The following is a 12076-nucleotide window of genomic DNA, read 5'->3' as shown; positions in this document are numbered from 1 at the left end:
GATGAGCACATGGAAATTTTAAAAGTTCATAATTTATGTAAAACCTACACCCAGGGAGAGATAAAAGTAGAAGCTTTAAAAAATGTCTCTTTTTCTTTGGAGAAAGGTGAATTTGCCGCTGTGGTGGGAGAATCCGGTTCCGGTAAGAGTACGCTGCTGAACTGCATCGGGGCGTTGGATGTTCCCACTTCCGGTCAGATTCTGCTGGACGGACAGAATCTCTTTTCCATGAAGGAGGAAGAGCGTACCATTTTCAGGCGGCGGAATATTGGGTTTGTTTTTCAGACATTCCAGCTGGTTTCGGAATTGAATGTGGAACAAAATCTTATTTTTCCCCTGCTCTTAGATTACCGGAAACCGGATCCGGAAGCGGTGGAGGAGCTGCTGAAACTTCTGGGACTGTCGGATCGGCGGCGTCATTTGCCGGGTCAGTTGTCCGGGGGTCAGCAGCAGCGTGTGGCCATTGGACGGGCGCTGATTACCAGGCCCAAGCTGATTTTAGCCGACGAACCCACCGGAAATCTCGACAGTAAAAACAGTCAGGATGTGATTGATCTGCTTACAGAGGCTTCCAGACGTTATCAGCAGACCATTTTAATGATTACCCATAACAGAAACCTGACGGCGTGTGCAGACCGGGTTTTCCGGGTATCTGACGGAATTCTGAAAGACTTGGGAGGGACAGTAAATGAAACATTATCTTGAGCTTGTCCCTATATCCTCTAAAGTCCACCGGAAACAAAACCGGATGTGTGTGTTCTGTATTCTTCTTGCAGTATTTTTGGTAGCGGCTATCTTTGGGATGGCAGATATGTTTATCCGCAGCCAGATTTTACAGGCCCGGATTGAAGGGGGAAACTGGCATATGGCTCTGTCTGACATTGAAGATGAAGATGCTGCGGTACTGTCTGTCCGGCCGGATATAAAATGTGTGTCCTTCTACGGCGCTCTGAATTACCGGGGAAACCAGGGATATACAATAGACGGCAAAGCGGCAGTGATAACGGGAAGTGACAGGAATTTTCCAACTGAAATATTTGAAGGGATCATCAGCAGCGGAAACTTCCCTCAGTCTGAGTCAGAAGCCATGGTGTCAGAAAATACCAGGGAGCTTTTAGGACTCAGCCAGGGGGATTCTATAGAGATAGACAGCGCTGACGGGAGGAGCCATACCTTTACCATTTCCGGCTTTATAGAAAATACAGGGTACCTGATGCGCAGTGATTTTTACGGAGTCATGCTGTCCCAGGAAGGATTTGAGGCGTTTTGTTCCGGCTTAAAAGGGGAGGACAGGCCCGGAATAAATTATTACGTCCAGTTTAAAAATACCTTCCGGATTCAGAAAAAGATTGCCGATGTCAGGGAGCAGTTTGGATTTCCAGAGGATCAGGTTCACGAAAATACGAAGCTTCTTGGCTTACTGGGGCAGAGCGGCAATTCTTTTATGATGCAGACATATGCTGCGGCAGGGATTCTGTTCGTTCTGGTACTCTGCGCCGCAATCATGATGATTACCAGCAGTCTGAACAGCAATGTAGCCCAGAGAACAGAGTTTTTCGGACTGATGCGCTGCATCGGGGCAACGCCCGTACAGGTAATGCGGATGGTCCGTAAAGAAGCCCTGGGCTGGTGCCGGCTTGCAATCCCCATGGGAACAGGAGCGAGTATCCTGCTTGTGTGGATTCTGTGCGCGGTGCTTCGTATCCTGAGTCCGGTTTATTTCAGAGAGATGCCTGCCTTTGGCATTAGTCTTCCGGGGATTGGAGCAGGCGCTGCAGCCGGATTCCTGACGGTGATTCTGGCTGCCCGTTCTCCGGCAAGGAAGGCTTCAGGGGTTTCTCCCCTGGCTGCAGTATCCGGAAATGCCAGTGTATTACAGCCTGTAAGAAAGGCCGCCAATACCCGTTTATTTAAAATTGAAACGGCTCTGGGCATTCACCATGCCAAATCCGGCAGAAAGAATTTTATTTTAACTTCTCTTTCTTTTGCTCTTAGCATCGTACTCTTTCTGTCGTTTTCCGTGACCATTGATTTTATGAATCACAGCCTGACGCCCCTGTATCCCTGGAGTGCGGATGTATCCATTATAAGCAAAGACAATACCTGTACCGTGGATCGCCGGATCGCTGAGAAACTAGAGGAGAATCCTGCTGTACAGTCAGCCTATGGAAGAATGTTCTGGTATGACGTACCGGCTCAGATGAACGGTACAAAACAGAAGGTCTCCCTTGTCTCTTACGAGGAACAACAGTTTGAATGGTCCGGGGAATACCTGCAGGAAGGCTCTCTGGAGGCTGTCCGGGAAGAAAAAAATACGGCGCTGTTTGTATATAACCCCCAAAGCAGCATTCAGACAGGAGATACCATAAGGCTGGAAATAAAAGGAAAGCCGGTGGATATAGAAATTGTGGGACTGCTGTCTGCAAGCCCGTTCCATATGGGTGAGGGCGAAGCTGGAATTCTGGTCTTTTCAGAAGAGACTTTTCGCCAGGTGACGGGAGAGCAGGATTACACCATTCTTGATCTGCAGCTGACACCCGATGCCACAGATGCCGATGTAAATGCCATCCACCATACATATGGTCAGGGATATACATTCTCTGACGAACGTATGGACAATGAAAGCGCCATTGGCGTATACTACTGTATCTGGCTTTTCCTCTATGGATTTTTGGCCGTAATTGTGCTGATTGCCGTATTTCATGTGATTAATACCATCGCTTTGAGTGTATCTTCCAGAATGAATCAGTACGGAGCATTTCGCGCCATCGGGCTAAGCGTCCGGCAGCTCAAAAGAATGATCCGGACGGAGGCGTGTACTTATACAGTGGCCGGATGTGCCGCGGGAGCGGTTCTGGGACTGGCTTTTCACAATCTGCTTTTCCAGATGCTGATTGGTTCCAAATGGGGAGATACCTGGACGATCCCCTGGACAGAACTGGGCGTGATTCTTCTGATCATGATTCTTTCTGTTATAGCCGCAGTGCACGGGCCAATAAAGAAAATACGGAAAATGTCAGTGGTTGACACAATTTCGGCACAGTAGTTTTGGGAAAAGAGGCGAAGAGGAAAGTTTTTTGTTTCTGATAGCTATAACAGCGGTTCTGTGGTATACTAAATATGGATAAGAATCTTATGGATTCGGCATAGAATATAGCAGGAGTGATGCCCTATGTTAGTAAGAGCAGATAAAAAATGGGATTATGGGATCGGAATGATCAAAGTAGACGGTCTGGAGCCTACGGAAGACATGAAAAAGCTTATCGAAAAAGAAAAAAAAGGTGAAATTTCTATGGAAGAAGTAAGGAAGGCTTTAGATCGGAAATACAAAATGAAGGAATAATATGATGAGAGATCCTTATTTATATCCGGATTCAGATGTACTGAGAAATCTGGCGGGGATTCAGGACTCAGAAGAATTGAAAAATATGGAAGCAGATTATACCCTGTTTCGCCTTTCAGAAATCGCAGAGGATAAATCACCGGAGCAATTTGATTTTTGCACACTTTGTGGACTTCATTACCGAATTTTTCAGGATGTTTACGAATGGGCAGGAAAGCCGAGGAAGATCAATATTGAAAAGGCTGAGGCAGTGCTTGGGGAAATATCGATCGTATATTCGGACTGTTTCGATATTGCAGAAGATGCAGAAAGAATCCTACGAAGTGCGAACTGTTTCGATTGGAAACAAGATTCTTTTGAAAAGGTTGTTATAAGATTTAGCGACTTTATGGCGGATTTATGGAAGGTGCACCCCTTCCGAGAGGGAAATACACGTACAGTTGTTACGTTTTGTTCTATGTTTATAGAGGCACAGGGAATTTATATTGAAAGCGAACTGTTCAAAGACAACGCAACTTATATGAGAAATGCGTTGGTAGCTGCAAATGCCGTGTTTGATGATCTTGGTGATTTGAGAAAACCTGGGTATCTGTACCGCATTGTTCAGGATGCATTGGAACGAGGACAAAAGATGAAGGATCAGGTTGCAGAAACAATCCGGAAAAGTGGCTTCTCAGATACAGAAGAAAGGATTAAGCAGGTAATCCTGTGGAACAGAAAAGAAAAGCGCGAGCATCTTCCGGAAGAAATCAGAGAAATGGCCAAAACTTATCCTGCCAGGCAGGGAGAAATAGACTCTGTTGAACTGTTGGAAAAATCCTCAGAATCCCGGTAAAAAAGAAATTTATACTTGACTTTCTCAGAAAAGAGGAGTAAGCTAGGAACATCATAAAAAGCAAAGGCGCTTCGGTAGAGACTGAGGCGCTTTTTTCTTTATTATGAAATTGAATATCTGAGAACACAAAGACGTGTAACACGGGCTGCCGGTTACACGTCTTTTATTTTCAGAAAAAGAGGAGGAGAAGTTTATGACAGAAGAAATCATGAAAACGATTGCAGAAACAGTGAATACAGAAGCTTTTGGTATCTGGTTTCTGGTAGGTGCGGCCTTTGTGTTTTTTATGCAGGCTGGTTTTGCTATGGTAGAAACAGGGTTTACCAGGGCGAAAAATGCAGGAAATATCATCATGAAAAACCTGATGGATTTCTGTATCGGAACGGTAATGTTTATTTTTATTGGATTTGGCATCATGATGGGGGAAGACGCGCTGGGCGGTCTGATTGGATGTCCTACTTTAGGAATTTTTACAGATTATGCCAACTTTGACTGGTCTTCTTTTGTATTTAATCTTGTATTCTGCGCTACCGCGGCGACCATTGTATCAGGAGCCATGGCCGAACGGACAAAATTCCTTTCTTACTGTATTTATTCCGGAGTGATTTCCGCAGTGGTTTATCCGATTGAAGCACATTGGATCTGGGGCGGCGGATGGCTGGCACAGCTTGGCTTCCATGATTTCGCAGGCTCCTGTGTAATTCATATGGTAGGCGGTCTTGCATCTTTTATTGGAGCCGCTATGGTTGGAGCCAGAATCGGAAAGTTTGTCAGGGATGAAAACGGGAAAGTGACCAAAGTTCATGCATTCCCCGGACATAATATTGTAGTTGGTTCCCTTGGCTGCTTTATCTTATGGTTTGGATGGTATGGATTTAACGGTGCGGCTGCAACAAGCGGTCCTCAGCTGGCATCCATCTTCATGTCAACAACAATTGCTCCGGCAGTTGCGACGGTAGTATGTATGATTTTTACCTGGTTACGTTATGGCAAGCCGGATGTATCCATGTGTCTGAACGCTTCCCTGGCGGGCCTTGTGGCAATCACAGCCCCCTGTGATGTTGTGGATGCATTCGGGTCTCTGGTAATTGGCGTAGTTGCCGGTGTGCTGGTTGTATTTGGCGTTTGGTTCTGTGATAATGTTGCGAGAGTGGATGACCCGGTGGGAGCTATTGCAGTTCATGGCTTTAATGGTTTATGGGGAACACTGGCAGTAGGGCTGTTTGCAACGGATACAGTACCGGGCAACTCTATCAGGGGACTGTTTTACGGCGGCGGTTTTGAACAGATGAAGATTCAGTTGATTGGAGCGTCTTCTGTGCTTGCATGGACGGCTGTTACGATGCTGATTGTATTTAAACTGATTAAGATGACTGTTGGTCTTCGTGTCAGCCAGGAAGAAGAAATTGTCGGTTTAGATTCTATGGAACATGGCCTTGCTTCTGCATATGCCGGTTTCAGCATTATGGACGCCACCGCAGGTGGAATGGTTGAAAACGAAAATACCGATCTTGGACAGGGAGAATATGACAAGGCCTCTGCAGTTCAAAAGTCAGTATCTGTTCCGGTGGCAGGTCCCGTAGACCGGGAAAGCGGTATGTACAAGGTTGTAATTATTGCTAAACTCAGCCGCTATGAGCGCCTGAAAAATGCTCTTAATGAATTGGGTATTACAGGAATGACCGTGACACAGGTCATGGGATGCGGAATTCAGAAAGGCGCCGGTGAACGGTATCGAGGCGTTGAAATGGATGTAACGGTACTGCCTAAAGTGAAAATAGAAGTCATTGTAGGCAATATTTCTGTAGACGATGTTATCGAAACTGCAAAGAGAACCCTTTATACAGGACATGTGGGCGATGGTAAGATCTTTGTTTACAATGTTCAGAAAGTTGTGAAGATCCGTACGGGTGAAGTGAACCTGGAAGCGCTGAAAGATGTAGAGTAATAGATCCTTTTCATTTTTATATATAAAGGCAGAGGGAGAGACTGAGTTATAGTCTTTCCCTCTGTTTTTGCGGAAAGGGTTGGGCGTATTTCAGATTTCAGGATTATCCCAGCAGTTTCAGCAGCAATTGCAGGTAGAGAGACACATCCGGATCTTCCAGGGAAAGCCCCGTGATTTCTTCAATCCTGCGAATCCGGTAGGAACAGGAACTTCTGGCGATATAGAGCTCCTCCATGGTTTTGGACAGACTGTGGTGGTTTGCCAGATAGGATTTTAAAGTCATAACAAGCTCCGAATGATTCTGGGCATCATAATCAAAAAGCCGCCGCAGGCTGTGACTGACAAAGACAGAACTGTCATAATGATCCCGGATGCGCCAGAGCATCATGGGAAGAATATTTTTCTCATATTCCAGGGGCCTGCCGGAGTGGGTCTGTACTGCGTAATTTACCATCAGCGTGGCCTGCAGCAGGTAATTGTGCAGCTCGTAAAAATTACAGAAGATAGTGCTGTATCCGATCTGCAGGGCATTATTATTCTGAAAAATGCGCAGACGCCTCTGAACCTCAGGCAGAGACAGGGGAGAACGGGTCAGATTTAAGATCTGATAAATAATATGGTTCTGAATAAATATGTAGTTATCCTCCAGCAGATCCGACAGGAAAAAGGCAGCATTGTTCAGGGTGCTGTCCAGGGAAGCAGAGGGGAGCTGGGAAATAGCTGTGCAGATATATTCATCGCTTTTTTCCCAGCCAATCGCTGAAAGGGCCGGTTCGCCCTGATTTTCCTGAACCTTTATATCACTTAAAAGACGCTGGATCAGATTTTCCAGCCCCTGAGAGGCTTCAAAGTGAAACTCCTGATTCTGCTCCAGAAGCATACGCAGGTAATCGCCAATCCATTCCAGAAGCATATAGTCCCCGTCCTGAAATTCCCGGCAGGAATCTTCAATCATAATCCGGCCGATATAGTGATCCTGACGGAAAAGATTATAATAAAGAATATTCGTTGAGTACATAGTGGAATGCATGAAAGCAGGGCCATGGACGGACAGGGTATTCACCCAGTCTTTATCTGCATACAAAATACATCGTTCCTCATTATCCAGATAATCTCCAAGACATCCGGCATACCGGATGGCATCGTTTTCCTTTTCTTTGTCATATTCAATGAACAGAACTTTTTCAAAAGTTCCAAAAGCGGAAACCGGGGTCTGAAAAATGCGATAGCAGAGTTTCCCAAAGGTTTCATAAGACTGTCTTGCAATAATCATATCTTTAAAAGTCTCGTTCAGACTTTCAAATTCATAAAAGATTTCCAAAACCAACTGAAAAACCTGTGTAATATCATTGTCTGTACGGATACAGACAAATTCACACTCCTTTGCACTGACATAGGCAGCAGGAGGAAACCCCAGACAGATCAGGCAGAGGTGCTCTGGCAGATCAGGATTCAGAGGCAGATTTTCGGAAACTGCCACATAAAGAACAGAAGGGTCAAAGGTGGTTTCGCCCTGGTAGTGACGGGGAAATTTCAGGGTGCGCTTTTGCATGGGATCGGTCTGGGCCTGCAGAATATGCAGAGCCTGCAGCCGGTCTTTTAGGATGGAAAGATTCAGAAGCATCCGGATGGCCTCCTTCTAAACAATTTTGACAAATTACAGCAAACATCAGGTCATTATTTGCTATTAGTGATTATATCATCCGGGAGTTTTCCACTGCAACTGAAGATTATGAGGAAAAGGAGCAGAGGTATTCGTCGTTTTTGACGAATAAAATAAGAAAAGCCAAATTGAAATATCCGGAAAAGAAATCAGGCATTGGTTGAAACCGTCTAAATACAGTCAGCTTTTTCAAAAATGCCGATTATTTACGGCCGTATTTCCACCCTGCTAGAATATAGTTATACAAAATGATTTGAGGTTGATTGGGAGGTATGAAAATGAAGGAACTGAAAGGAATACGCTATTGGGTATTTATTATATCCCTGATGCTGACTACGATTATCGTTATGGCTGATTTACCGGTTTATGTCATAGTGAATAACCTGTATACGGATTTCGTGGATCAGGTAGGAGTTGTGAATTTTATTATTTCAGGTACGGCGTTTATGGTTATGATTTCCTCGCTGGCAGCCGCGCCGATTATGAAGGCAGTCGGGAAGAAAAATACCCTTGTAATTTCAGGAATTGTTTTCCTGGTGTGCGGAGTTTCCTGTGCGTTTGTAAACAACGCAATGCTTCTTGCCGTATTACGCGGTGTCTGCGGATTTACGATGGGATGCACCAATGTGGCGGCAGTTACAATCATTACAGATTACTATACTGATGAAATCAAACGGGCTAAGGTTATTGGTATTTACAACACCTGCATGCCGTTAATTGGATCCGTTCTCAGTGCGACTGCGGGAATACTGGCAGTAAAGGGATGGCAGAATATCTTTCATATTTACTGGATAACGCTGCCGATGATGATTTTAATTCTTCTTACTGTGCCCAAGGATGTTAAGGAAAAGGAATCGGCAGAGGAAAAAAAGGAGAAAGCGCCCATGGGACTTTCTTTCTGGTATATGATCGGTAACTTCTTTCTCCTTGTTCTGGGCGTAATGATGATGCAGATGTTCTGCTCTGTTTATATTGCAGAACATAGCCTGGGGGACACGGCATATACCGGATTGGTGAGCACAGTCATCGGATACGGCAGTGTACTGGCCAATTTACTGTTTGGATTTATATATGCCAAACTGGGAAGAAAACTGGTTCCCCTTTCCAGTATCCTGGTTATATTAGGAGGACTGCTGTTAATCTTCTTCCCGGGTAAGATTATGGTATTTGTAGGATATTTCATTATACGAGGCGGGTATGGGATTGCTTTTTCCACGGCATATGTTTATACACCCACCTTATGTCCGGCCCGGGGTGTGGAGATGGCCATCGGTATCGCCACTGCCATTTACTCACTGGGATCCTTTTTATCCACGTATGCAGTGACCGGTATTCAAAGCCTCTTCCATATCGAAACATTCTCGGGAGTTATTCCGATTATAGTAGGTATGACAGCAGTCCTGCTGGTGATTGAGCTGCTCCTTCCAAAGAAATTTAAGAAAGCAGCAAACGAGTAATAGAGGTTTTACACCCGTGAAAAAGAAAGCATAAAATTAAGAAATAAAAGGAGAGAGACTTATGGAAAAAATAAAATATGATGAGAAAGAACTGCAGACCGGACGTACTCGCTTCCTGTTTGGATGTGAATTTACAGAGGCGGACACGCCCATTACTCCAAGAGAAAATCTGCTGCGAACCCTCCAGGGACAGCCGGTCTGGCTGCCAAGCACCTTTGACATAGGCTATCTTTATCCCAGATGCGTACCGGATAACCCGGCCAAAGGAAACGTTTCTGACTACAAACTTCCGGCAGAGGAACTGGGAGGACTGGATATGTTCGGAATTGACTGGGAATATGTCCCGGAGGTGGGCGGATCCACAGTCCGTCCGGGGAAGCCCCTTCTGGAAGACGCCAATGAGTGGAAGGAGAAAGTGAAATTCCCCACAAAAGAATTCATTGATTCCTGGTCCTGGGAGGAAGCCCGTGAAAATAATTATAAAATCCTCAGAAAAGGGGACGCCTGGGAAATAGTAATCTGTACAGGATACTATGAACGCCTGATTTCTTTTATGGATTTTGAAGAAGCAGCAATCGCCATGATAGATGAAGATCAGGAGGACGCAGTAAAAGAACTTTTCGATAAACTGTCGGATTTATATATTTATCTGATTCAGAAGTTCCAGTCCGTATTTGGCAAAGAACAGATTGCGGCTGTCTGCATCCACGATGACTGGGGACACCAGAGAGGCGTTTTCTTCTCTCAGAATACCATTCGGGAAATGATTCTGCCTTATATGAAACGGGTGGTGGATTTTATCCATGAAGAAGGAATGGTTGCGGAATGCCATAGCTGCGGAAAAGTAGATTCTCTGCTTCCTGTCTATATTGAAGCAGGTTTCGATATGCTGGAATGCCAGGCTTCTCTGTTGGATTTTGACACGGATATTCCACAGTACGGGGATAAGATCCTGATGCATGTAGCTCCGGAAAGCCCTGTGCCGGAGGCTCCCGAAGAAGAGCATATCAGGGCGGCACGGGACTTTGTGGATAAGATGATTTCCTATGGAAATCCGTTTTTGATGGATAATTATTATTGCAAATATCCTTTAACGAAAACCTTTATAGATGAGGTTTACCGCTATTCCAGAATCCGGTTTGCCGAGTAAACCCGCATAACTTAATTTTATGCAGTTCGGGGCAGGTGAGATTTCATGGGAAATCCCGCCTGCCTCTAAATTCAGCTCAGACGCTTTTGAGCTTCTTCCAGTATGGCATCTAATTTGCGGATCACTTCCTCAGATAATGGCTCTGGTTTATGCTCTGCAAGGATTTTTGCCGTCCGATTATGGACCCGAGTTCTCATGTCTTCCTTCTTTTCTTCCCAGATAGTGTATCTGCTGCGGTCAATCAGTTTAGGGAACCAGAATTCTTCCCGGAAGTTCTCGGCAGTATGTTCTGATGTGAGAAATTCTCCGCCTGGTCCCACTTCCTCGATAACATCGTAGGCCAGGGTTTCTTCGTCGATGGTAATTCCCCGTGCAACACGTTTGGCGTAGCCGATAATTTCATCGTTTAATACAATCTGATCCAGAGAGGCGGACATGGCTCCGTCCAGAAAGCCTACATCGTGAACCATATGGCCGCCGCTTATGGTATTGATCAGCGCGCCCATTGAGCATTCAATGGCGGACTGTTCATCTGCGGATTTGGAATCTGTTACACCGGCAGTCTGCCACATAGGAAGATCCAGATAATGGAAAATGTCTGCTGACATAGCTTCTCCGATACAGTGTTCCGGGCTGCCGTAGGCTGCCTGGGTAGTTCCCATGTCAACCGTTAAAACGACGACGCCGCAGACGACGCAGCTGCCTTTTTTGATTAACTGGGCCAGAACAATACCGGCAAAAATTTCAGCCAGATTCAGGGAGAATGCGCCCGCAATGGTAACAGGGGTCACAGTACCAAGCTGAGCCCCGCTGGACCAGACAATGGAAAATCCTTCCTGAATGGAATATTCTATTTTCTCAAATTCATTTTCCGCAATTATCAGCGGACTGACCGGACAGCCCGGGAACAGGGAAAGAAACGGTTTTTCCCTGAGTTTGTCAATCCCGCCTGCTACTGCGGCGCACATTGCAACCTGATCTTTAAGACCCTGGACATTAACACCCCAGCCTACAATCGGTTTGGTTGTATTTTCCAGCATCTCTCTCATTTCTACCACGTCGGAAATCCGTATGTCACAGTCCTGTACCTGGGCAAGTCCCATCATGAAATCAATATTCGGACACGCATCGGCTACCAGAACAGAATTTTTAACGTCTTTTCTGCAGGCCTTTCTTCTTTCCCCTGTTTCAAAATCATTAGTAAACGGATTCGTAGGACCTAAGCCAAAATAAGTATTGGTACCGGAGACCTGAAGGGCTTTATTTCCATTACGGTCATAGAGAACCAGCTCTTTGGCTGCAGAATTAATGCAGTCAATGACCAGTTCTTTCGGAAAACGGACAGTTTCACCATCCACGGTACAGCCGGCATCTTTCAACATGGTACGCGCCCGTTCATGTTTGATAACCAGACCGATATTTTCCATAATCCGCAGGCTGGCATTTATAATTGTCTCACATTGCTCCTCCGTCAGTTCATGATATTTTACGGGATACTTGTAATAATTGGATTTTAAACCTTTAATAGCCATAATAGATTCCCCTTTCCTGTTTTCTTATTTCGTGAACAGCTGATTATATAAAAAGCAAGTTCTATGCCAGGTGAAAAATCCGTAGAAATTTAATTTTTAGCGGTAAAAAAAGAAAAATAAAGCAAAAATATTTGCGCAAAAAAAATGG

The 12076-nt window shown here is 45.2% G+C and carries 9 protein-coding genes; 7 read left to right on the top strand and 2 right to left on the bottom strand.

Annotated elements, in window-relative coordinates:
* The first annotated feature begins 9 nt into the window (after window positions 1-9).
* The 5 genes from B5F53_RS14540 to B5F53_RS14525 all read left to right on the top strand — a co-directional run bounded on the left by B5F53_RS14540 (window position 10) and on the right by B5F53_RS14525 (window position 6126).
* Window positions 10-705 carry an ABC transporter ATP-binding protein gene (locus B5F53_RS14540; RefSeq protein ID WP_087224593.1) on the top strand — a complete coding sequence of 232 codons (696 nt, stop codon included), beginning with the start codon at window positions 10-12 and terminating at the stop codon, window positions 703-705.
* Complete coding sequence (locus B5F53_RS14535; protein WP_087224590.1) at window positions 689-3046, top strand: ABC transporter permease; 2358 nt, start codon at window positions 689-691, stop codon at window positions 3044-3046. Before B5F53_RS14540 ends, B5F53_RS14535 begins: the two co-directional genes overlap by 17 nt.
* Before the next feature lie 126 nt (window positions 3047-3172).
* Window positions 3173-3343, top strand: a complete 171-nt coding sequence (locus B5F53_RS20145; RefSeq protein ID WP_204246943.1) for an antitoxin VbhA family protein — start codon at window positions 3173-3175, stop codon at window positions 3341-3343.
* A gap of 1 nt (window position 3344) precedes the next feature.
* Window positions 3345-4178, top strand: a complete 834-nt coding sequence (locus B5F53_RS14530) for a Fic/DOC family protein (protein WP_242970336.1) — start codon at window positions 3345-3347, stop codon at window positions 4176-4178.
* Window positions 4179-4371: 193 nt separating this feature from the next.
* Window positions 4372-6126 carry an ammonium transporter gene (locus tag B5F53_RS14525; RefSeq protein ID WP_087224587.1) on the top strand — a complete coding sequence of 585 codons (1755 nt, stop codon included), beginning with the start codon at window positions 4372-4374 and terminating at the stop codon, window positions 6124-6126.
* 103 nt (window positions 6127-6229) lie between these two features.
* On the opposite strand, the gene B5F53_RS14520 is transcribed toward B5F53_RS14525, so the two are convergent.
* On the bottom strand, window positions 6230-7750 hold the full coding sequence (locus B5F53_RS14520) for a PucR family transcriptional regulator (protein ID WP_087224584.1): 1521 nt from the start codon (window positions 7748-7750) through the stop codon (window positions 6230-6232).
* Window positions 7751-8067: 317 nt separating this feature from the next.
* Here B5F53_RS14520 and B5F53_RS14515 point away from each other — a divergent pair, with 317 nt between their 5' ends.
* Both B5F53_RS14515 and B5F53_RS14510 read left to right on the top strand, forming a co-directional pair.
* Entirely contained in the window at window positions 8068-9246 is a 1179-nt protein-coding gene (locus tag B5F53_RS14515) for an MFS transporter (RefSeq protein ID WP_162610618.1), read from the top strand.
* Window positions 9247-9307: 61 nt separating this feature from the next.
* The gene (locus B5F53_RS14510; RefSeq protein ID WP_087224575.1) at window positions 9308-10396 is read left to right on the top strand and encodes a uroporphyrinogen decarboxylase family protein; all 1089 of its coding nucleotides are present in this window, start codon (window positions 9308-9310) and stop codon (window positions 10394-10396) included.
* Between the two features lie 71 nt (window positions 10397-10467).
* Here B5F53_RS14510 and B5F53_RS14505 read toward each other — a convergent pair whose 3' ends face one another.
* Window positions 10468-11928, bottom strand: coding sequence for a trimethylamine methyltransferase family protein (locus B5F53_RS14505; protein WP_087224573.1), 1461 nt, complete (start codon window positions 11926-11928; stop codon window positions 10468-10470).
* Window positions 11929-12076: the final 148 nt, after the last annotated feature.

It is taken from the genome of Blautia sp. An249 (genome assembly GCF_002159835.1).
Taxonomy (GTDB): Bacteria; Bacillota; Clostridia; order Lachnospirales; family Lachnospiraceae; genus Blautia_A; species Blautia_A avistercoris.
The sequence above is the reverse complement of the archived record's forward strand: the minus strand, read 5'-3'. Positions and strand labels throughout refer to the sequence as shown.